Origin of the sequence: Bacillus cereus group sp. MYBKT14-1, from assembly GCF_051915185.1 — a bacterium.
GTDB classification, from domain to species: domain Bacteria; phylum Bacillota; class Bacilli; order Bacillales; family Bacillaceae_G; genus Bacillus_A; species Bacillus_A cereus.
The window spans coordinates 205,328-227,008 of the sequence record NZ_JBQAEF010000008.1 but is presented as its reverse complement, the minus strand read 5'-3'; the positions used below and the strand labels follow the sequence as shown (position 1 = coordinate 227,008).

Sequence of the window (21,681 nt, the reverse complement as noted above, 5' to 3'; positions counted from 1 at the left end):
GTAACTAGTTTTCTACTTTTTGAGGAACATAAACATTACTACCAGGCTTCGCTTTCATTTCGTTCCAAGCAGCAATCGCATCAGCTTTTGCTTTCCCTTTATTATTTGGATCTTCGAAAAAGTCACGAGTAAAGCGATTGTATTCAAATTGTGCACCGATAGTTGTTTTGTATGTAGGGTCTTTTTTTCGTTCGTTTTCTTCATGCCAAAAAGCTATCGCGTCTTCATATGTTTTTCCAACATTCTCTTTGAAAAATTTTTGAAGAGCTACTGTAAAGCTGAAGTTTGTTCCGATTTTTTCTTTGAAAAAAGCACGAACATCTTCGCTACAGCGGTGATTGTTAGTAATAATCGTTTGAAGAGAAAGGTCTTTATAGGATAGGGAAGCTTTACTCACCTTTTGAACAGAGCTGTTTTTTAATATTTTACCAGTAGTTAAATAATGTGAGATACAATCGGTTATTTCGATCTTAGAGCCACTAGCTGGCAACCCATTCTCACGACAAAATGTTTGGAGTTCTGCTTTTAGCCAATAATAGTTTTGGAAATCTTCAATTGATATAGACTTTGTTAAAGGTGGACGCATGAATGTAACAACTACTTTCTTCCATAATTTTCTTCAATTATAAAACATATGTTCTTTTTATGGAAGGGTTAATTTGTAAATATAATGGGAAGAGGAGATTGCATATGGAAAATGTAATGCAAGTTCGTGTTACAGGAATTTTAATTGAAGATGAAAAGGTATTGCTAGTAAAGCAAAAAGTGGCTAATCGAAATTGGTCTTTACCTGGAGGAAGAGCAGAGAATGGCGAAACGTTAGAGGAAGCAATGATTCGAGAAATGAGAGAAGAGACAGGGTTAGAAGTTAACATTCAGAAGCTACTCTATGTTTGTGATAAACCAGATGCTCGCCCGTCTTTATTACATATAACGTTTTTGCTTAAAAGGATTGAAGGTGAAATTATGCTACCTTCTAACGAGTTTGATCATAATCCAATTCATGATGTGCAAATGGTGCCGATTAAAGATTTAAGTCATTATGGTTTTTCGGAAACTTTTATCAATCTTATAAGTGAAGGTTTTGTCAATGCAGGGAGTTATCAAGGTTTGAAACAAAATATAGGTCTGTAAATATAGGGGAAGGATAGCCGTTCGCTATCCTTCATAACATGTTTTAAACTGCTGACTGTAAAGAAGAAACAAGCTGATTTAAAAATTCATCTCCGCTCATAATTGCTTTCCCGCCACCGCGAGCACTCTTCTTATTTCCGCCACCTTTTCCTTCGATTGTAGGAAGAGCATCTTTTAAAAGAGCATTCATATCGAGCGATACTGATTTTCCGCAAGCGAGAATACATTGTAGTTTGTCATCATTTTCGATGACGAAATACGTAATTGCATGCTCTTGTTGTTCTGTAATAATAGCGGAAAGCTTTGCGATTTCTTGCATAGAACGATTTGTAAATACTTTAGAAATAAGTATGCCGGCATGAATTTTTATAGGTTGTAGAAGTAGTTCATTTGCCTCTGCAAATAATAATTTTTCATTCATTGTTTGTATTGCTTTTTCGTTTTCTTTTTGAGAAGTAAGCAGTTGCGCCACTTTTACTGGAATATCAGTTTCGCTACTGTTTAATTGTTTGGAGACATTTTTCATAATTTGTTGCTGTTGTCCCATTAATTTAAGTGTACGCCAACCAGCGATAAACGTTAAGCGTATACCACCTTTATTGCGCTCCCATCCTAGTACTTGAATAGGACCAACTTCACCAGTTCGTTTCGGATGCGTTCCACCACAGCCGTTGTAGTCAAAGTTTTCGATCATAACAACGCGTATATTTTCTGTCATAGTCGGTTCTTTACGAAGGGGCAACGTTTTCGCTTCTTCTAAGTTCATCCACTGGATGCGGATTGGATGGTTTTCAAAAACAATTTTGTTTGCAATTTTTATTGCTTTTTCAACCGTTTCTGCATGAAGATTTTCTGTTTCTAAATCAATTGTTACTGTTTCTTTACCAAGATGGAATCCAATTGTAGGCATGTTAAAATGGTCCCAAAAGGCAGCAGATAAAATGTGCTGAGCCGCATGTTGCTGCATATGATCAAAACGGCGCTCCCAATTGATTTTACCTTCTATGTCTTCTGTATGTAATTGTTCCGCAATGTAATGACGAATTTCTCCGTTTATCTCTTCTACATTGATTACATTGATATCATTTAATGTACCAGTATCATATGGTTGTCCGCCACCTGTCGGATAAAATGCTGTTTCACTCAAAACAACGTATAAGTTACCGTCTTTATCATAATCTTGCTTTATAATTTTAGTAGTAAAGTCTTGCTTATAAGCGTCAGTGTAATATAATTTGTGCTCCAATTTTCTTTCTCCTCTCGCATTAACTAGTTTCATTGTAAAGCAATTGAAATTAGTTTCCTAATATTTCAGAAGAAAGAAACTATTTTTAGAATTTTCTTGCTATAATAAGAAAAAGAAAATGCGGGGGTGGAATGAATATGTTATATGAAAACGGCGTAGATAAACTGCTTAGTTTAAGCAGAAATATTTCTGAATTATATCGAGAATTAAATGAAATGACCCGGATTTTAACGGATTGTAATCGAGAAAGTGTGAAGTTTGATCGGTTATATGTAAAAGAGGTAATGTGGAAGAAAGAAGATGTAATCGAGAAATATGACCAGTTACTTGTGCAACTTTGTATAAATGAATGCTTTGATCTAAAAAGTGTTATTACAGGGGAATATAAGTATACATATGAAGAAGTAGAAAATATCGTTTTACAATTTAATGAAAAGTATAATGTCGCAATTTTAATTAAAGATGTTTGTAAAGAATTACAGTTTACATATGGCATAGATATGGATATAACGAGAACAGCTCGAGTATCAACAGCTCAAGTATAAAAAGGGAAAAGAAAGCAGATCCTTTGCTTTCTTTTTTTATGTGATAACAGGGAGAGTAGGTTTTTAAGATGAAGGGGAAGTTACAAAATATTCATCCGTTAGGAATGACAATTATAATAGGGACTTTATTTGCGAGGTTCGCCACGTCAATGAGTATTCCTTTTTTAGCAATTTATTTAACGACTGTTAAAGGCGTATCAGCTGGAATGACGGGTGCTATTATTGGAACGAGTGCACTTGTTGGAGTGTTTGCTAGTTTTATCGGAGGGAATTTATCTGATCGATTCGGTCGAAATATGATTCTAATATGCTCCATGATCGTTTGGGTGTTTGTATTCATAGGATTTTCACTTGCAGATCATGTTTTAAGTTTCTTTTTATTAAATGCTTTAAATGGATTATGTAGGTCCTTTTTTGAACCGACGTCAAGAGCATTATTATCAGATTTAACGAAACCAGAGTATCGTTTACTCGTATATAATTTGCGTTACGGTGCAATCAATGTTGGAGTAGCGATTGGGCCACTTGTCGGATTACAGATTGGAAGCGCAAAATCAACAATTCCTTTTTTAGTAGCAGCTGGAGTATATATTCTATATACAGTTATACTAGCGTTCCAATTCAAGAAATATCCAGTGGAACAAAAGACAATCAATAAAGAAAAGCCTGTTACAATGCTAAATGCGCTGCGTATATTACGAAAGGATGTCGTATTTTTAGTTGCGTTAGTTGGTATTATTTTGAGTAATTGTGGTTTTTCTCACTTAACGACGACAGTATCACAATATTTTGCAAATGCACATATATTTGAGGATGGAGTGAAGCTATTCTCATATATGCTCGCTTTAAATGCAATTGTTGTAGTGATTATCCAATACCCTGTTATTCAAATGTGCAAAAAGTATACACCGTTAACATCAATTATGGTTGGGACTTTATTTGTGAGCGGGGGATTGTTTGGATTTGGAATAGTAGAATCTATGCTAGGTGCTGCCGTTTGTACAATTATTTTTACAATTGGAGAAGTCTTAATGTTTTCGATGACGGATGTATTTATTGATGATATTGCTGTTGCGCATCTAAAAGGAACATACTTCGGTGCGATGGGTTTTTCGGGAATTGGAGCAGTAATAGGTCCGTGGTTTGGAGGAGTACTTCTCGATTACTACGGGTACCAAAATGGGTTTGCAGTATTTTCAGCATTAGCTATATTTTCAACTGTGGCATTTCCTGTGCTTTTAGTTACAAAAGGTTTATCGAAAAAAAGATATGATAGAAATTCTAATATAGAAATACATGCGAAATAACATAAGCCCCAGTAACCAACTGGGGCTTAGTGTGTATTATATTAACTCTTAATTTGAAAAAAGAACTTTCTTTTCATGCTTATCAGCAACTTCATTTTTGGAAATATGAATGGCTAAATATCCATTTTCTAAGCAGGCTAGCATCTTCTTATAAATAATATTATCGGGTAAAGGAATGATCCGCTGTAAAGAAATATTTTTATGAAGTATGCAAATGTTTAGGCCTGTCTCCATCTTTTTAATGGCTACATTTTGTTCAGTTACATTTGGTACATCTGTTTCCAAAATGTATTCTTGTTCTGTTTCACAAAGGTCAATATGAATTTGATTTGGGAAACTAAAGTTGCTACAAGAATCAGAACAAAACTGATCCATCCATTCTTCGAAACCATCAACATGAAAAAGACAATCCTTCTTTTTCTTGCCCATGTAAGACACCCTCCGTAAAATCTCAATTCATACTATGTTATGCATGAATGAATTAGGGGTGAAGAATAAATGGAAAAATATAAACATTGTATGTGGAAAAGATAGCTAGTGTGCACTTTTTGTTTTACATGTCATGATGCGCATGATTTTTTTGGCGTGAATGGTTACGGTTTTTTACTTTATGAGATCCGCTTAATGGTTCAGGTTGTCCTTTTTTTTCTTTCGCTTCACGATTGTTTTTTCCCATTGTATGTGACACCTCCTCTTCCTCTTTAGAATGAGAGAAGTTTGCAAATTTATACGAGAATGTTTTTAGAAAAAAAGGTAAAGATAATTGGGACTAACTATTACAGAAAGGGGATTATATAATGCCATATCATAAAGATAAACAACAAGCGTTTCAAGCAGCTCAGCAAGGTGTTACACAAGCAGAAAATGCATTTAACAACATTGTAAAAAATGATCCAAACTACGGTCATGATTTAAAAGAATTACGCCAAGAGGTTCAGGAAGCGTATGAACAAATTCAAAATGCACTAGAAGTAGCTTCAGAAACACAACGCCCACAACTTGAGCAATACGAAAATAACCTTCAAAATATTATGCAGCATGTAGATCAATTAGAAAAGTAAATGAGGTTGTTGTGTATTCGACAACCTCATTACTTTAACGAACATTATGCTAAAACAGAAAATTTTTCTACTCGTTTTTTCTTTATTATGCGCATTACATATATTTCAAGTTGAAAAAGTGGAAGCGAAAATGTTGCTCAGAAAAGAGCTAGAACCAACTGGCTATGTAACATGGGAAGTACCTAATAATGAAAAGATTATTGCTATTACATTTGATGATGGACCGGATCCAACTTATACACCACAAATTTTAAATTTATTACGTCAATATAAAGCAGAAGCGACATTTTTTATGATTGGATTTCGGGTTCAGCGTAATCCATATTTAGTGAAACAAGTGTTAAAAGAGGGACATGAAATTGGAAATCATACGATGAATCATTTGTATGCGAGTAATTCATCAGATGAAAAATTAGAAAATGATATTTTAGATGGAAAGGAATTTTTCGAAAAATGGGTGAAAGAACCTTTGCTATTCCGTCCACCGGGTGGATATATTAACGATGCTGTATTTAAAACAGCGAAAGAAGCTGGTTATCAAACTGTTCTATGGTCGTGGCATCAAGATCCACGTGATTGGGCAAATCCAGGGGTTGAATCCATTGTAAATCATGTAGTGAAAAATGCAAAAAGTGGTGATATTGTATTGTTACATGATGGGGGAAATGATCGTAGTCAAACAGTAGCAGCGCTAGCAAAAATTTTACCTGAACTGAAAAAGCAGGGCTATCGATTTGTAACGGTTTCGGAATTGTTACGTTATAAACATTAGAAAAAATCCCAAAAGGTGAACGCTCCTTTTGGGATTTTTCGTTACTGGTTCTTTTTGCGTTTCTTATTATTTTGTCGTTCTGCAGCAGTTAAGTTTTCATTTGCAAACTCTTCGTTATAACCAGCACCTTGTCCTTGTGCAGATGCCGCATTCATTCCTGAAATAGTATGATTTGCTTTTCTTTTACCCATTTTATTTCACCTCTATAACTTTTTTTGTAAGTTGCATGATGAGCAGTTCATAGTATGTATGAACTGTAAAGAAAGCGCTAATAGAGCACTTTACTTTATGGTAATAGTATTCATAAGGAACATGAACACTATTCAAATTTAGAAACATAAAGAAAACTTATGATAATCTATAAGTTTCTTATTATTTACTTATTTAGAAAGTTGTAATAAGATATTATCGTAAGGTATTGAAAAGTTTGTCTACATTTTATATTCAGACAACTTAGTCACGTTTAACAGGGGGGAAACATAATGGTCAAACATAATCCATTTCAATCACGCGCAACTTTTGAAGTAGATGGAAAAACGTATCATTATTATGATTTGAAAGCGCTTGAAAACGCAGGGGTTGGCAACGTATCTCAATTACCATATTCCGTGAAAGTTTTACTTGAATCAGTACTTCGTCAAGTAGACGGACGTGTAATCACAGAAGAGCATGTTACAAATTTAGCGAAATGGGGAACGAAAGATGTGCAAGATATCGATGTTCCATTTAAACCATCTCGTGTAATTTTACAAGATTTCACTGGTGTTCCAGCTGTTGTTGATTTGGCTTCGCTTCGTAAAGCAATGGCAGACATGGGTGGGGATCCTGATAAAATTAATCCGGAAATTACTGTAGACCTTGTAATCGATCACTCTGTACAGGTTGATAGAGCGGGTACGGCAGACGCGCTTGCATTCAACATGGACTTAGAGTTTAAACGTAATGAAGAACGTTATAAATTTTTAAGCTGGGCACAAAAATCATTTGATAACTACCGCGCAGTTCCACCAGCTACAGGTATTGTACACCAAGTAAACCTTGAATATTTAGCACCAGTTGTTCACGCGGTGAAAAATGCTGAAGGTGACTTAGTTGCATACCCAGATTCATTAGTTGGAACAGACTCACATACAACAATGATTAACGGTATCGGCGTTCTTGGTTGGGGCGTTGGTGGTATTGAAGCAGAAGCAGGAATGCTTGGACAGCCTTCATACTTCCCAGTACCTGAAGTAATCGGTGTAAAATTAACTGGTACACTTCCAAGTGGTACTACAGCAACTGACGTTGCATTAAAAGTAACACAAGTATTACGTCAAAAAGGTGTAGTTGGTAAATTCGTTGAGTTCTTCGGTAATGGACTAAAGAGCATGCCTTTAGCTGACCGTGCAACAATTTCAAACATGGCACCAGAATATGGCGCAACTTGTGGATTCTTCCCAATCGATGATATTTCATTAGAATACTTACGTTTAACAGGTAGAGATGAAGAACAAATTCGCGTTGTTGAAGAATACTGTAAAGCGAACGGCTTATTCTATACAGCAGACAGCAAAGATCCAATTTACACTGATCTTGTTGAAATTGATTTAAATACAATTGAATCTAACCTTTCTGGACCGAAACGCCCACAAGATTTAATTCCACTTTCAGATATGAAAGATGCGTTCCACAAAGCTGTTGTAGCACCAGTTGGAACACAAGGACTTGGATTTAATGAGCAAGAGTTCGATAAAGAAGTGAAGGTTACATTAGAAGATAAAGAAGTAACGATGAAAACAGGTGCAATTGCAATCGCAGCAATTACAAGCTGTACAAATACATCAAACCCATACGTATTAATTGGAGCAGGTCTAGTTGCGAAGAAAGCAATTGAAAAAGGACTTGTAGTACCTGAGTACGTAAAAACATCATTAGCACCAGGATCTAAAGTTGTTACTGAGTACTTAGATAAATCAGGTTTAACAACATATTTAGACCAATTAGGTTTCCAAACAGTTGGTTACGGCTGTACGACTTGTATCGGTAACTCTGGTCCATTAGCGCCAGAATTAGAAGAAGCAATCGCAGCAAACGACTTATTAGTAACATCTGTTTTATCTGGTAACCGTAACTTTGAAGGTCGTATTCATCCACTTGTAAAAGCGAACTACTTAGCATCACCACCACTTGTTGTGGCATATGCACTTGCAGGTACTGTTGATATTGACCTGAAAAATGATGAAATCGGTAAAGATGCAAATGGTAATGCTGTTTACTTCAACGATATTTGGCCATCAGCTAAAGAAATTGAAGATGTAGTTCAAAGCGTTGTTACATCTGAGCTGTTCAAGAAAGAATATGCACAAGTATTTAATAGCAATGAGCGTTGGAATGAAATCCAAACTTCAAACGAAGCTTTATATACTTGGGATAATGATTCAACATACATTCAAAACCCACCATTCTTTGAAGGTTTATCTAAAGAACCAGGTGAAGTTGAAACGTTATCAGGCTTACGCGTAGTTGGTAAATTTGGTGACTCTGTAACGACAGACCACATTTCACCAGCAGGTTCAATCGGTAAGCACACACCAGCTGGACGCTACTTATTAGAAAACGGGGTACAACCAGTTGACTTTAACTCTTACGGTTCTCGTCGTGGTAACCATGAAGTTATGATGCGTGGTACATTCGCGAACATCCGTATTAAAAACCAAATTGCACCAGGAACAGAAGGCGGATATACAACATACTGGCCGACTGGTGAAGTAACATCAATCTATGATGCTGCTATGAAATATAAAGAAGATGGCACAGGTCTTCTAGTTGTTGCTGGTAAAGATTATGGTATGGGAAGTTCTCGTGACTGGGCTGCGAAAGGTACTAACTTATTAGGTATTAAAGCAGTAATCGCAGAAAGCTTCGAACGTATTCACCGCAGTAACTTAGTGTTAATGGGTGTATTACCACTTCAATTTAAAGATGGCGAAAGTGCTGAAACGTTAGGTCTTGTTGGTAACGAGTCATTTGAAATTCAAATCGACAAATCAGTTAGACCACGTGATCTTGTAAAAGTAGTTGCAACTGATTTAGATGGCAACGAAAAACAATTTGAAGTAGTAGCTCGTTTCGATAGTGAAGTTGAAATTGATTACTACCGTCACGGTGGTATTCTGCAAATGGTTCTTCGTGAGAAAATTGAAGAGTCAAAAGTGTCAAACTAAATAATTGAAATGAACGAGAAGGAAGCTAACAACTGTTAGCTTCCTTATTTTATGGAAAGGGATGAAACCATTTGGTTTCATCCCTTTCTTTTTACTATAAAAATGGAGGAAACGTCATGACAGAGTATAAAAGAATATTGTTGCCGTTACGACAAGAGAAAATATTAGTAATAGCAGCTGTATGTAGTGGGATAATTGCTGCCATTTTAAATTTATCACGCCCAATTTTCATGGGATTAATTGTAGACAATCTTATTCAAAGAGAGCTAAAAGGTGCGTATTTATATATAGCTTTGTTTGCGGGTAGTCGCTTTTTAATGTGGGCGAACAATCTTTTATTTGATTATATAAGTTCAAAAGCGAGTCAACGTATATTACAAACGAAACGTATAGAATTATTGCGTCACTATTTCTCATTACCGTTTGAAGAGAGTGAGAAGATTAAGCAAGGAGAGTTAGAAACTTTGGTCGTGTCTGATATTCCGAACTGGGTCAGGTTATATGGCTCTATATTAATAGAATATATACATGCCATTGCGCAATTTATAGGTGCGTTCATAGCACTACAACATATAGATATACAGTTCATATTGTGGATAACTCCGTTTTTATTTTTAAGTGCAACGGTTCCGATGTTGTTTGGGGAAAAGGTAAGAAATATCGCAAGCGTTGCTCAAAAAAATCACTCAAGTGTTGTAGAGATGGTGTCACAGTTTGTAAAGGGAATACAAGATTTGCGGAGTTTACAAAAAGAAAAATGGGCAATTCGCTTATTTAAAAGAGTAACGGCACAATCGTATAAAACAGAAGTAAAGAAGACGATGATGCAACATTGTATTGGAGTAGTTGGAACGGTGATTGAAACAGGAGCATATATCCTTGTTCTCATTATAGGTGCACAAAAAATAATGAGGGGAGAAATAGAAGTTGGTTCACTCATTGCAGTGTTAGCGACAATTGAGATGCTCTTTTTCCCTGTCCGTTATGTAGGCGATTTATTAATAATGACACAAGTTGCAGTCGCTTCGGCAAATAGAGTTTTTTCCTTTTTAGATAAAAGAGTGGCAGATAGTAATGTAGAAAGAGCGATGGGGATGATAATAACAAATGTTTCATTTCAGGAGAGTGAAGAAGAGAAATGTAGAATTAATAATATTGATTTGCAAATTAATCCTGGTGAATTCGTTATCATTGTGGGAGAAAGTGGTGCAGGAAAAACAACGCTTTTAAAGTTAATAACAGGCTTGTATACACCATCTAACGGTAGCATTGCTTATTATGGTAATGAAGCTCGTATGACTACAGTGTGGCAAGAACCACGTTTTTTCCGAACGACGGTAACAGAGAATATGTATTTCGGGGAAGAGGGTTTAGAAAATCAGTTAGAAAAAAATAGTGAACTTATAAATGCAACGCCGATTATTAGAGGGTTGCCTGTGCTACATAAAAGCGGTGAAGAGTTTTCAGGAGGCGAAAAAAAACGTCTTGCATTATTACGAGCAATTGGTTCAAATCCGAATCTTATTATTTTAGATGAACCGACTGCGGGGTTAGATCCGAGTAATCAAGAAACTGTTTGGAATATGATTGAAGGACTAGGAAGAGATGTAACGAGAATTGTGGCAACACATGATGTAGAGAAAGTGATACTAGCGGATCGTGTTGTCATAATGAGAGAAGGAAGTATTGTTGCATGTGGAAGTCCTGAAAAATTAATAAATAGTCATTCATTTTGAAAGAGATGTGAATAAAGATAAGAGCAGTGACCTTATCTTTATTCAACATCATTTATTTGATATTGGATAGATTCTGAATGATTTAGATCTACGTTAAAAGTAGCAGTCATAAGGAAAGTTGCAATTCCAAGGATTAAGAAAAGGACGAATGAGACTAGAGAGATGTAAAGACAAATACGCCCTACTTTCTTTTTTTCAAGATCGTTACTAAAGAGTGAAATGATCCATGTAATAATACCGATTGGGTATAAAAGAAAACTAAGAATATATAATGTTATTTTTTCGAATGAATTCATAAAAAATCCCCCTTTTGTTGAAGTTTATATAACTACGAAAGTAAAAAGGTGAATGGGCCCATAAGAAGATAAACAACACTTCATCTGTTTTTCTAATCATATGATAAAAAGGAAAAGATTACACTTCAAATGAGAATATTCTAATTATTTCGACTCTGAATATTTCCAAGCTTGTCCGTATAAGCTAAAATAAGGTATATAGTATTTTGATGAATGTGTTAAAAGAAGATAATACGTTAGGGTGATATAAAATGTGGCGGAAGCTTACGATTATTGTAGTGTTACTTTGTTTAGCGGGATATGCAGCTTATGAACAGTTTGGTAATAAAGAGCAGGCGGTAAAAGTGAAGCAAGAAAAAAGTGAAGCTGCGATGAAAGAGATTATCGCAAGGAATGGTATTGAAATAGGGAAGAGTGCGCCAGACTTCGAATTAACGAAGTTAGATGGAACGAATGTAAAGCTATCAGATTTAAAAGGAAAGAAAGTGATTTTAAACTTTTGGGCAACGTGGTGTGGACCTTGCCAACAAGAAATGCCGGATATGGAGGCTTTCTATAAAGAACATAAAGAAAACGTAGAAATTTTAGCAATCAACTATACGCCTTCAGAAAAAGGTGGGGGGGCAGAAAAGGTAAGCAATTTTGCTAAAGAAAAAGGAATTACTTTTCCTATTTTATTGGACAAGAACATTGATGTGACAACAGCGTATAAAGTAATTACGATTCCAACTTCGTATTTTATAGATACAAAAGGTATCATTCAAGATAAGTTTATTGGGCCGATGACGCAAAAAGAGATGGAGAAAAGGGTTGCTAAATTAAAATAATGGTGAAAAGGTAGAGGTGGAGAGTTCCCATTTCTGCCTTTTCTTTTTCAAGTAGTAATAACTTCATGATATGATGTAAGAAATATAATCGTTTAGAGATAAAGGAGTGTATGGAGTGGGGAATGTATCCTTACCGTTAGATTATGTTGTAATTGATTTTGAAACAACAGGATTTAACCCTTATAATGATAAAATTATTCAAGTTGCAGCGGTGAAATATCGTAATCATGAACTCGTAGATCAATTTGTTTCATACGTGAATCCAGAGCGGCCAATTCCGGACCGAATAACGAGTTTAACCGGTATTACCAATTATCGTGTTTCAGATGCACCGACGATTGAAGAGGTATTACCTTTATTTTTAGCATTTTTACATACAAATGTTATTGTGGCCCATAATGCTTCTTTTGATATGCGCTTTTTGAAAAGTAATGTAAATATGCTTGGGTTGCCTGAACCTAAAAATAAAGTAATTGATACTGTATTTTTAGCGAAGAAATACATGAAGCATGCGCCTAATCATAAACTTGAAACGTTAAAGCGAATGCTTGGAATTCGTTTAAGCTCTCATAATGCATTTGACGATTGCATTACGTGTGCTGCTGTTTATCAAAAGTGTGCAGCTATTGAAGAAGAAGGGAAACGAAAAGTAAATAAGGTTATGCTTGATGAAACTGCGGTATATGAAGCGGTGAAAGAAATACTTGCATGTAATAAACGTAATGTAGAATGGCTACGTTGTATGAACGTAGGAAGTTATTTAGATATAAAAGCTTTTTATCCAGTTATGAGAGTAAAGGTAAAAGGGCGAAAGAAATATGTATTAACAGAGATATTAGAAGAAGATGTGAAAGAAATATGTACAAGCTTAAAATGTGAACCAGCGTTAAAAAGTGAAGTTGGTAATACGAGAATTATGCTTAATAGCTTAGAGGATGTTATGAGATTAGAAAGTTATATTTTAGAGCAGTATGATTTTGTATTACAGGCGCTTCATGATTATAAAGAAAATGAAATGAATGCAGATGAAAAGTTGAAAGAGTATTTAAATATTATGGTATAAAAAACTCCGTGTGCAATATATTGTACACGGAGTTTTTTTAGGAGTACTAAAACATAAAATTTTCTTACAAATCTGATTAAAGAGTTTTTCGTTTGCTCATACTATGTAATAAGAAAGCGAAGGAGAGAGGGTGAACAACATGAGAAGAAGTCGCCGTAAATCGTTTGAAGAACTTGTAAATGAAAATAAACAACAATTATTAAGCGATCGTGATGCAATTGATCGCATTGAAGAGCGCATTGAAAAACGTTATGAAATGAAACTTTTTAAGCAAGCTGAATAATTCTTAACACTAGTACGATACTAGTGTTAAGGAGGCGATAGTAATGGGTAATCCGAAAAAAAATTCAAAAGACTTTGCACCAAATCATATTGGAACACAATCGAAAAAAGCTGGTGGAAATAAAGGAAAGCAAATGCAAGATCAAACAGGTAAACAACCGATTGTTGATAATGGTTAAAGAAAAGGAGAATATTACATTCTCCTTTTTTATGTATAAATTTGAGGAAAGATAGGTAATTTAAGATGGTGTGTATATACAATATTAGGAGGGAAGTACATGCCAAATCCAGATAATCGAAGTGACAACGCTGAAAAGTTACAAGAAATGGTGCAAAATACAGTTGATAACTTTAATGAAGCAAAAGAAACAGCGGAACTTTCTAATGAAAAAGATCGTGCTGCTATTGAAGCAAAAAATCAAAGACGTTTAGAAAGTATTGACTCATTAAAAAGTGAAATCAAAGATGAATCTTAACAAAATGTACAAAAAGGGCTGACTTTTGTCAGCCCTTTTTCGTAATCGTAAAATTTTCAACGAGTAAACGCCAATTTTGTGGGAATGGTAAACCGATTTTCCAGTAACTAATACCACCTATACCTTGTTCTTTCATTAAATTGAATTTACTTTGAACAGACCGTGAATCTTCAAACCAAACTTCGTGTTGCACGCCGTTTTCATCAAAATAATTAAAATGAGGAGCTTGGGCTGTGAAATCATAACGAATAGGGACATTATATTTACGAGCTAGTGCAACAGCTGCGACAGAGCTAATTGCTTTTGCGAGTGGATTTCCTTGTTTAAATGGAAGCTTCCAATCAAACCCGTATAAATTTTGCCCCATCATAATTTTTTGGGGAGGCATTTGAGATTTTGCATATTGAAGTACTTCTTTCACCGGACCGATAGGAGAAATTGCCATCGGTGGCCCGCCCTGCCATCCCCAGTCATATGTCATAATGACGACGAAATCAACAATTTGCCCTTGCGCTTTATAATCGTGAGCTTCGAAAAATTTTCCCTTTTGATTTGAACTTGTTTTCGGTACGAGAGTTGTGCTCAATGTGTACCCGCTAGGTAAGCGTGTTTTTACATTTCGTAAAAAACGATTATACGCTTCGCGGTCTTCAGGTGCTACACTCTCGAAATCGAAATGAATGTCTCGCATGCCATATTTCTCAGCTGTTTGCAAAATGTTTGTAATAAATTTGTTTTGAATCGTTGCGTCGCGTAAAATAACCGATGTTAGATCGGCACTGAAATTACCATTTTCAATATTTGTAATAACGAGCATAGGGATTGTTTTACCCTGCGTTGCAATATTAGCGATTTTAGCTGTTTCAGTAGGTTCTTTTAATGTGCCATCTCTTTTTGCCTCAAAACTAAAATAAGCTAAGTATGTTAAAAATGGATTGATGGCACGTGTAGCATTAACTAAACTCTCTTTAATCGGTATAGTGGAAGGTTGTAAATAAGCGATGGATTCTACAGCTCGTTTTGTACCTTTTGGTACGTATAATTGTTGTCCGACATGGAGAATAGATTTTAAAGATAAATTATTCACTTTAGCTAAACTAGCGAGGGGGACATTATATGTTTGAGAAATTCGATATAGGCTGTCACCAGGCTGTACATAATAATTATTCCCTTTCGTATTAACGATAAGTGCCTGACCAACCACGAGCGTTTCAGCTGGATTTAATCCATTGTCTTTTACTATTTCGTCAGGTGTTGATCCATATTTTGATGCCAAGCTATATACGCTATCACCACTACGAACAGTTACAATTTGAATCATATGCTGGCTCCTTTCAGTAAAAGATTCACTGTTTTTATTTTATTTTTGATTCCGCTGTATTATGATTAAATGTATGCAAGGTAGCAGAAGTGAAAGAAGGGAAGAAACAGTTAGTGTATATCTACAAAAATATATAATTAGTGATAAAATATTTGTAGATGAAAAATTGTCGCCGGAGTAAAGTAGTTTCATGGGATGAAAAATATGAAAGTATATTCAATTGGTGATTTTGCAAAAAAAGGCAGGTAGGATAGAACAAACTAGTTGCCATCTTCAAGGGAAAATAAGCTAAGAAGAGGGTTAAGGGGTTGCTGGAAAATGATGCTTGCGAAGAAAGTGAGAATCAAGCCGAATAAAGAACAAGAATTGCAACTTTGGAAATCTGTTGGTACGGCAAGATGGGCTTATAATTGGACACTGGCGAAGCAAGAAGAGAATTACAAGAATGGCGGGAAGTTCATATCAGACGTTTTTTTACGGAAAGAATTAACTGTATTAAAGCAGACTGAAGAATATGCTTGGTTGTACGATGTTTCAAATAATATAGCCAAACAAGCGATTAAAGATGCTTGTGAAGCATATAAGCGATTTTTCAAGGGACTGGCTGATAAACCACGATTCAAAAGCAGAAGGAAAGCAAAACTCTCTTTTTACAATGATAATGTCAAGTTAAAAGTAAAAGAAAAACAAGTTTTGATTGAGAAAGTTGGTTGGGTAAAAACATCCGAAAAGTTACCTGTAGGGGTTAAGTACTCTAATCCACGCGTTAGCTTTGACGGTAAGTATTGGTATTTGTCTGTCGGTATTGAACAGGAGTTTACAAAAGAGAAGTTAACGGCTGTTTCGTTAGGAATAGATATTGGAATCAAAGAATTAGCATATTGTTCTGATGGGCAGAGGAAGAACAATATCAACAAAACAAAAATGGTAAGACAGGTAGAGAAACGCCTTCGTAGGTTGCAACGTCAAGTTTCTCGTAAATATGAAATGAATAAGGAGGGAAACCGTTTTGTCAAAACAAGCAACATTATAAAAATCGAGAAAGAGATACGACAACTACATAGAAGGTTATCAAATATCAGAAAGAATCATCTTCATCAATCCACGAGCGAAATTGTGAAAACCAAGCCATTTCGCATTGTGATGGAGACGTTGCATATGAAAGGTCTGATGAAGAATAGATACCTAGCTAAAGCGATTGCGAAGCAGTGTTTATATGAGTTCAAAAGACAAATTCAATACAAGTGTGAAAAATATGGTATTGAATTTGTAGAAGCTGATACATGGTATCCTTCTTCAAAAATGTGTTCCAGTTGTGGAAGCATTAACAAAGAACTAAAACTTTCTGATCGTGTATACAAATGCGCTTGTGGTCACGAAATGGATAGGGATTTAAATGCGGCTATCAATTTGTCACGGTATGAATTAGCCAGTTAACATCTAAAAAAGTTACGGCTAATATGTAGGATTCGTTGTATCCGAATTTACGCCCTCGGAGTGTTACATCAAACGAAAGTAGCTTCTGTGAAATCGGACACGTAGAACAGGGAAATAAACAAAATTTATAGATTTTTATAAGTTTATGGCAACGGCGAATATACATATGTTTGTAGCAGAACATGAAGTTGAAATCCGTTATGCGGAAACAGATCAAATGGGTGTTGTTTACCATTCAAACTACTTAGTGTGGCTTGAGTTAGGTCGCACGAAACTTATACAAGATTTAGGTTTTTCATATGTTGAAATGGAGAAAGAAGGAATTATTTCTCCTGTGTTAGATTTACAAATTTCATACCGTAAAGCGATGCGTTACGGAGAAAAAGCAATCGTAAAAACATGGGTAGATACTGTGAGCCCACTTCGCGTTGTATATGGATATGAAATATATAATGGTGATGGTGAACTTTGTATTACTGCAAGTACGACGAATATTTGTGCGAAAAAAGAAGGGTTCCGCCCTGTATCATTTAAAAAGTTATATCCTGAGTGGTATGCGAAATATGAGGAAATTAAGAAAAAATAAAAAAGCGTGGCAGAAGCCACGTTTTTTTATTTTTCATAATTAAATTGTGGGAAGTCGTCACCTTCGTTAAGTGTAACAGATAAATTATGTCCATCGAAGAACCATTCATCATCGCCTTCAATAAAGAAGTTAATACCTTCTTCTTGAATTTGAACAGCAGGATGTGCAGGGTCATCTTTACGAATACCTAAAGAAAGTCCTTTTTGCACAGTACTGCAACCACCGTATTGTACGAAAAAGCGTAGTGTTTCATTTGATTGTAAGTTTAATTCATTTTTATACCATTGTGCTGCTTCTTTTGTTACGGAAAGATTCATGTATAGTTCCTCCAAATTATGTTGCTTTTTCTTTAGTATAAAAAATAACGCAAAAAGACGCTATTAATATGCTTCACGTTTTCTTTTTGCGTTATGTGGGTTACGATCTTATTTTTGCTTTTTTGAAAAGTTTGCTTTTGGTTCAGTTTTATTTATAATTCGTCCGATATTTGCACGGTGTTTATAAATAACCATACCTGCTAATAAACACATCGCAATAATGAAGATTTTATCCCCGCTAACAATGGATGCAATAACAGCAACAACTGCTGTTACCATAGAAGAAAGTGATACGTATCTTGTTGTAAATAAAAGGGTGAAAAATACAACAGCCAATATTGCAAAAACAACTGGTGAATAGCATAATAGCACCCCAGCAGAAGTTGCAACTGCTTTACCACCGCGGAATTTCGCGAAGATTGGATAGACATGTCCAAGAACAGCCGCTAACCCGAACCATAGTGGATGAATATCTAATCCGAAAATCATTGGTAGACTTGTTGCTAATGTCCCTTTTAAAATGTCAGCAATTGTAACGGTAAAACCTGCTTTTTTCCCTAATGTGCGGAATGTGTTTGTTCCGCCTAGATTACCGCTCCCGTGCTCACGAATATCGATTCCGTAGCCGATTTTTCCAACAACTAGTGCAAATGGAATCGAGCCAAGTAAGTAGGCAACGATAAATAAAAGATATGTAGTAACCATAAGTTCAGTCTCCTTTATTCAAATGTGTTGATAAAGGGTAAAAAGAGTTTTTCCCGTATATTGTACCATATATTTGTAAAGAGCACATTTCTTTTTTGTAAATGAAAAATTCATTATTTCGTGAAAAAAATTTCACAGTAATGTTACATTTCTCACAGAAACAGTAAGACTATATGTAGTAACATTTTAATCAAAAGATAACAACATATTGGTGGAGGGTTATAAATGTTACAAAATAATACACGTGGAGAAGAAGAATTAATGAAAGTGTTTGAGACAATAGTCCACGGCAATGAACAAGATTTGATGCAAGAAAATGCAAATGTAGACGGCCGCTCTCCAATGGGCGTAATGGGAACGTTCGCATCTGAGAGTGCAAAATATTATGCTGTTGAGAATTTATTGTCAGATCAAGTGAAAAAAGCGATAAATGAAAATATATTATATCCACATGATTTAGATTTTTATGCAACAGGAACGACGACTTGTTCACAAATTCCGTTAGCGCAAATGCTTGCTAACGGTTTTCATACTGGACATGGACATATGAGACAACCGCAAGACATTAAAAGTGCATTGGCTCTTTCGTCTATTATTTTTCAAGCGAATCAAAATATGCAGCATGGTGGTCAATCGTTTGCACTCTTTGATATTGATTTAGCACCTTATGTACGAAAAACAATTGAGAGACATAAAAAACGATTACAATCATATCCGCTTACGAAAGAACAAATAGAAGAATTTGCATGGAAAGAAACGGAAAATGATACGTATCAAGCGTGTGAGGCTTTCGTTCATAATTCGAATAGTATGCATAGTAGGGGCGGAGGACAAGTACCGTTTATTTCTATTAATTATGGAACAGATACATCAAAAGAAGGAAGAATGTTAATTAAACAACTTTTAAAAGCGACACAAGCTGGACTTGGTAAAGGAGAGACACCGATTTTTCCGATTCAAATTTTCAAGATGAAAAAAGGTGTGAATTTTGAAGAAAGTGATCCGAACTACGATTTATTTGAATTAGCATTAGAGACAACCGCAGAGCGATTATTCCCTAACTTTTCATTTTTAGATGCTCCGTTTAATGCAGTGCATTATGATGGAAGACCAGAAAGTGAAGTATGTTACATGGGATGTCGTACCCGTGTTATGTCTAATATACATGGAGAAGAAACAGCGATTGGTAGAGGGAATTTATCATTTACGTCTATTAATTTAGTGAAATTAGCGTTAATTAGTGGTTCAAAAGAAGCGTTTTTTGAAGCGCTAAACTATTATTTAGATTTAGGAATTAAGCAGCTATTAGAAAGATATGCGTATCAATGTACGAAGCGAGCAAGAGATTTTCAGTTTTTATATTCACAAGGTGTATGGCGTGGTGGAGAAACGTTGCAGCCTGAAGACTCCGTAGCCTCGATTTTAAAACAAGGGACGTTAAGTATTGGTTTTATCGGTCTTGCGGAATGTTTAGTAGCTTTAACAGGAAAGCATCATGGGGAAGATGAAGAATCATGGAAACTTGGGTATGAAATTATTTCCTTTATGAGAGATAGAATGGATAAAGCGACAGAAGAACATCAACTGAATTTCTCAGTAATTGCAACTCCAGCAGAAGGATTATCAGGGAAGTTTGTGAAAAAAGATAGAGAAGAATTTGGCGTGATTGGCGGCATAACGAACCATAATTACTATACGAATTCATTCCATATTCCAGTTTATTATAACATTCAAGCGATAAATAAAATCCGTTTAGAAGGCCCGTTCCATGCTCTCTGTAATGGAGGACACATTACTTATATTGAACTAGACGGAGCAGCAATGCATAACAAAAAGGCATTAAAACAAATTGTACAAGCCATGGCAGAACATGGCGTTGGATACGGTTCAATTAATCATCCTGTTGACCGTTGTAAGTGCTGTAGTTATCACGGGGTTATTGGGAATGAATGTCCAAGTTGCGGGAATGAAGATGAGGCTAATATAGAAAGAATTCGCCGTATAACAGGCTATCTTGTAGGAGATATGTCAAAGTGGAATAGTGCGAAACGTAGTGAAGAGATAGATCGGGTGAAACATAAATGAAAGTGATGAATATTATTCATGATAGTGTAGTAGATGGAGAAGGATTGCGGACAGTCGTGTTTTTTGCGGGCTGTCCGCATCGTTGCGTTGGTTGCCATAATCCGAAATCGTGGAATATTTGCAACGGAACGGAAATGACAGTAGAAGAAATTGTGAAAGAGATTGCAAGTAATCCATTAACTGATGTAACATTTTCAGGTGGAGATCCATTTTTTCAAGCTGCTGAAGTGAAAAAGGTAGCAAAAATCGTGAAAGATTTGAAAAAAAACCTATGGATGTATACAGGTTATACGTTAGAAGAGATACAGAGTTCTCAAAATAATGATATGATAGAGTTGTTACATTATGGGGATGTTTTAGTCGATGGAAGGTTTGAAATTGAGGAAAAAGATTTAACACTTCCATTTCGCGGAAGCTCCAATCAACGTATTATTCGATTGAAAGAGTAAAAAGGCGGGATAGATTATATGAACAAAACGGTATTGCTTGTTGAAGATGAAAGAAGATTACGTGAAATTGTTAGTGATTATTTTCGTAATGAAGGCTTTGAAGTAATCGAAGCAGAAGATGGAAAAAAAGCGCTAGAGTTATTTGCAGAGCATGAAATTGATTTAATTATGTTAGATATTATGTTACCGGAAATAGATGGATGGTCTGTTTGTAGAAGAATTAGAAAAGAATCAGCAGTACCAATTATTATGTTGACAGCACGTTCGGATGAGGATGATACATTGCTAGGTTTCGAATTAGGTGCAGACGAGTATGTAACGAAACCATTTAGCCCGAAAGTATTAGTAGCTCGTGCAAAGACGTTATTGAAACGTGCGGATGGTGCGGTAGGAGTAGCGGAAGAAAATGCTATGTCTTTAGCTGGAATAGAAGTGAATCGTCTATCTAGAACTGTTTTAGTAGATGGAGAAGAAATTATATTGACACATAAAGAATTTGAACTTCTTGTGTATTTAATGGAGAACAAAGGAATTGTGTTATCACGTCAACATTTATTAGACCAGTTATGGGGATATGACTATTACGGTGATGACCGAACGGTTGATACCCATATTAAAAAACTTCGAAATAAGCTAGGAGATAAAGCGAAGCATATCGGTACTGTTATTCGAGTTGGTTATAAATTTGAAGAATAATCTAGAACGATTTGTGTAATTTAGCCTAGGGAAATGGTAATTTTATACTCTCTTTTGAAGGTAAAATGTACAAAAAATACTTTTTTTGTCTACAATGTTAGATAAGTGTATTTTTTTAATTGGATTTCACGATG

Annotated in this window: 26 protein-coding genes; 17 read left to right on the top strand and 9 right to left on the bottom strand. The window is 35.4% G+C overall.

Annotated features, from left to right (window positions below; all coding sequences use genetic code 11):
- Nucleotides 1-4: 4 nt before the first annotated feature.
- On the bottom strand, nt 5-586 hold the full coding sequence (locus ACTFO4_RS20425) for a DUF6434 domain-containing protein (protein ID WP_001247728.1): 582 nt from the start codon (nt 584-586) through the stop codon (nt 5-7).
- A gap of 104 nt (nt 587-690) precedes the next feature.
- Here ACTFO4_RS20425 and ACTFO4_RS20420 point away from each other — a divergent pair, with 104 nt between their 5' ends.
- Nucleotides 691-1,134, top strand: a complete 444-nt coding sequence (locus ACTFO4_RS20420) for an NUDIX hydrolase (protein ID WP_000432568.1) — start codon at nt 691-693, stop codon at nt 1,132-1,134.
- 43 nt (nt 1,135-1,177) lie between these two features.
- On the opposite strand, the gene ACTFO4_RS20415 is transcribed toward ACTFO4_RS20420, so the two are convergent.
- Entirely contained in the window at nt 1,178-2,380 is a 1,203-nt protein-coding gene (locus ACTFO4_RS20415) for a serine-tRNA(Ala) deacylase AlaX (RefSeq protein WP_017673171.1), read from the bottom strand.
- 137 nt (nt 2,381-2,517) lie between these two features.
- Here ACTFO4_RS20415 and ACTFO4_RS20410 point away from each other — a divergent pair, with 137 nt between their 5' ends.
- Both ACTFO4_RS20410 and ACTFO4_RS20405 read left to right on the top strand, forming a co-directional pair.
- Nucleotides 2,518-2,925: a hypothetical protein gene (locus ACTFO4_RS20410; protein WP_000965152.1), complete on the top strand. Its 408-nt coding sequence runs from the start codon at nt 2,518-2,520 to the stop codon at nt 2,923-2,925.
- Nucleotides 2,926-2,993: 68 nt separating this feature from the next.
- Nucleotides 2,994-4,232 (top strand): MDR family MFS transporter, encoded by a 1,239-nt coding sequence (locus tag ACTFO4_RS20405; RefSeq protein ID WP_000676833.1) that lies wholly within the window; start codon nt 2,994-2,996, stop codon nt 4,230-4,232.
- 48 nt (nt 4,233-4,280) lie between these two features.
- On the opposite strand, the gene ACTFO4_RS20400 is transcribed toward ACTFO4_RS20405, so the two are convergent.
- Together ACTFO4_RS20400 and ACTFO4_RS20395 are read right to left on the bottom strand one after the other, a co-directional pair.
- Entirely contained in the window at nt 4,281-4,661 is a 381-nt protein-coding gene (locus tag ACTFO4_RS20400) for an Hsp20 family protein (protein ID WP_000516740.1), read from the bottom strand.
- Between the two features lie 124 nt (nt 4,662-4,785).
- Complete coding sequence (locus tag ACTFO4_RS20395) at nt 4,786-4,908, bottom strand: small acid-soluble spore protein P (protein WP_000517650.1); 123 nt, start codon at nt 4,906-4,908, stop codon at nt 4,786-4,788.
- 121 nt (nt 4,909-5,029) lie between these two features.
- Here ACTFO4_RS20395 and ACTFO4_RS20390 point away from each other — a divergent pair, with 121 nt between their 5' ends.
- Nucleotides 5,030-5,293 carry a hypothetical protein gene (locus tag ACTFO4_RS20390; protein ID WP_001146294.1) on the top strand — a complete coding sequence of 88 codons (264 nt, stop codon included), beginning with the start codon at nt 5,030-5,032 and terminating at the stop codon, nt 5,291-5,293.
- A 46-nt stretch (nt 5,294-5,339) separates the two neighbouring features.
- Nucleotides 5,340-6,065, top strand: a complete 726-nt coding sequence (gene pdaB, locus ACTFO4_RS20385) for a polysaccharide deacetylase family sporulation protein PdaB (RefSeq protein WP_004406622.1) — start codon at nt 5,340-5,342, stop codon at nt 6,063-6,065.
- Between the two features lie 41 nt (nt 6,066-6,106).
- On the opposite strand, the gene sspO is transcribed toward pdaB, so the two are convergent.
- Nucleotides 6,107-6,256 (bottom strand): acid-soluble spore protein SspO, encoded by a 150-nt coding sequence (sspO, locus tag ACTFO4_RS20380; RefSeq protein WP_000518051.1) that lies wholly within the window; start codon nt 6,254-6,256, stop codon nt 6,107-6,109.
- A 291-nt stretch (nt 6,257-6,547) separates the two neighbouring features.
- Between sspO and acnA the strand changes: the two genes are divergently transcribed.
- Both acnA and ACTFO4_RS20370 read left to right on the top strand, forming a co-directional pair.
- Nucleotides 6,548-9,271 carry an aconitate hydratase AcnA gene (acnA, locus tag ACTFO4_RS20375; protein ID WP_000238564.1) on the top strand — a complete coding sequence of 908 codons (2,724 nt, stop codon included), beginning with the start codon at nt 6,548-6,550 and terminating at the stop codon, nt 9,269-9,271.
- A gap of 116 nt (nt 9,272-9,387) precedes the next feature.
- Nucleotides 9,388-11,007, top strand: a complete 1,620-nt coding sequence (locus tag ACTFO4_RS20370; protein ID WP_061457592.1) for an ABC transporter ATP-binding protein — start codon at nt 9,388-9,390, stop codon at nt 11,005-11,007.
- Nucleotides 11,008-11,045: 38 nt separating this feature from the next.
- On the opposite strand, the gene ACTFO4_RS20365 is transcribed toward ACTFO4_RS20370, so the two are convergent.
- A complete protein-coding gene (locus tag ACTFO4_RS20365; RefSeq protein ID WP_001083876.1) occupies nt 11,046-11,303 on the bottom strand; it encodes a hypothetical protein in 258 nt (85 codons plus the stop codon).
- A 251-nt stretch (nt 11,304-11,554) separates the two neighbouring features.
- On the opposite strand from ACTFO4_RS20365, the gene ACTFO4_RS20360 reads away from it, so the two are divergent.
- The 5 genes from ACTFO4_RS20360 to tlp all read left to right on the top strand — a co-directional run bounded on the left by ACTFO4_RS20360 (nt 11,555) and on the right by tlp (nt 13,951).
- Nucleotides 11,555-12,130 (top strand): redoxin domain-containing protein, encoded by a 576-nt coding sequence (locus ACTFO4_RS20360; protein ID WP_017673170.1) that lies wholly within the window; start codon nt 11,555-11,557, stop codon nt 12,128-12,130.
- A gap of 115 nt (nt 12,131-12,245) precedes the next feature.
- On the top strand, nt 12,246-13,193 hold the full coding sequence (locus ACTFO4_RS20355) for a 3'-5' exonuclease (protein ID WP_061457590.1): 948 nt from the start codon (nt 12,246-12,248) through the stop codon (nt 13,191-13,193).
- A gap of 139 nt (nt 13,194-13,332) precedes the next feature.
- On the top strand, nt 13,333-13,476 hold the full coding sequence (locus ACTFO4_RS20350; protein WP_001254699.1) for an FbpB family small basic protein: 144 nt from the start codon (nt 13,333-13,335) through the stop codon (nt 13,474-13,476).
- Between the two features lie 43 nt (nt 13,477-13,519).
- On the top strand, nt 13,520-13,654 hold the full coding sequence (gene sspN, locus ACTFO4_RS20345; RefSeq protein WP_000527987.1) for an acid-soluble spore protein SspN: 135 nt from the start codon (nt 13,520-13,522) through the stop codon (nt 13,652-13,654).
- A gap of 99 nt (nt 13,655-13,753) precedes the next feature.
- Nucleotides 13,754-13,951 carry a small acid-soluble spore protein Tlp gene (gene tlp, locus ACTFO4_RS20340; protein ID WP_001133511.1) on the top strand — a complete coding sequence of 66 codons (198 nt, stop codon included), beginning with the start codon at nt 13,754-13,756 and terminating at the stop codon, nt 13,949-13,951.
- A 28-nt stretch (nt 13,952-13,979) separates the two neighbouring features.
- On the opposite strand, the gene ACTFO4_RS20335 is transcribed toward tlp, so the two are convergent.
- Nucleotides 13,980-15,272, bottom strand: coding sequence for a glycosyl hydrolase family 18 protein (locus ACTFO4_RS20335; RefSeq protein WP_061457586.1), 1,293 nt, complete (start codon nt 15,270-15,272; stop codon nt 13,980-13,982).
- Nucleotides 15,273-15,590: 318 nt separating this feature from the next.
- On the opposite strand from ACTFO4_RS20335, the gene ACTFO4_RS20330 reads away from it, so the two are divergent.
- Both ACTFO4_RS20330 and ACTFO4_RS20325 read left to right on the top strand, forming a co-directional pair.
- A complete protein-coding gene (locus ACTFO4_RS20330; RefSeq protein ID WP_017673169.1) occupies nt 15,591-16,709 on the top strand; it encodes an RNA-guided endonuclease InsQ/TnpB family protein in 1,119 nt (372 codons plus the stop codon).
- 166 nt (nt 16,710-16,875) lie between these two features.
- The gene (locus tag ACTFO4_RS20325; RefSeq protein WP_000495812.1) at nt 16,876-17,295 is read left to right on the top strand and encodes an acyl-CoA thioesterase; all 420 of its coding nucleotides are present in this window, start codon (nt 16,876-16,878) and stop codon (nt 17,293-17,295) included.
- Between the two features lie 26 nt (nt 17,296-17,321).
- On the opposite strand, the gene ACTFO4_RS20320 is transcribed toward ACTFO4_RS20325, so the two are convergent.
- Together ACTFO4_RS20320 and plsY are read right to left on the bottom strand one after the other, a co-directional pair.
- Nucleotides 17,322-17,612, bottom strand: a complete 291-nt coding sequence (locus ACTFO4_RS20320; protein WP_001054453.1) for a HesB/YadR/YfhF family protein — start codon at nt 17,610-17,612, stop codon at nt 17,322-17,324.
- Between the two features lie 108 nt (nt 17,613-17,720).
- Entirely contained in the window at nt 17,721-18,317 is a 597-nt protein-coding gene (gene plsY / locus ACTFO4_RS20315) for a glycerol-3-phosphate 1-O-acyltransferase PlsY (RefSeq protein ID WP_000258974.1), read from the bottom strand.
- Nucleotides 18,318-18,542: 225 nt separating this feature from the next.
- On the opposite strand from plsY, the gene ACTFO4_RS20310 reads away from it, so the two are divergent.
- The 3 genes from ACTFO4_RS20310 to ACTFO4_RS20300 are packed head-to-tail and all read left to right on the top strand — an operon-like array spanning nt 18,543 to nt 21,547.
- Nucleotides 18,543-20,402 carry an anaerobic ribonucleoside triphosphate reductase gene (locus ACTFO4_RS20310; RefSeq protein WP_000940069.1) on the top strand — a complete coding sequence of 620 codons (1,860 nt, stop codon included), beginning with the start codon at nt 18,543-18,545 and terminating at the stop codon, nt 20,400-20,402.
- On the top strand, nt 20,399-20,851 hold the full coding sequence (gene nrdG / locus ACTFO4_RS20305) for an anaerobic ribonucleoside-triphosphate reductase activating protein (protein ID WP_000867076.1): 453 nt from the start codon (nt 20,399-20,401) through the stop codon (nt 20,849-20,851). The genes ACTFO4_RS20310 and nrdG overlap by 4 nt, the downstream gene beginning before the upstream one ends.
- Before the next feature lie 18 nt (nt 20,852-20,869).
- Nucleotides 20,870-21,547: a response regulator transcription factor gene (locus ACTFO4_RS20300; RefSeq protein ID WP_001044679.1), complete on the top strand. Its 678-nt coding sequence runs from the start codon at nt 20,870-20,872 to the stop codon at nt 21,545-21,547.
- Nucleotides 21,548-21,681: the final 134 nt, after the last annotated feature.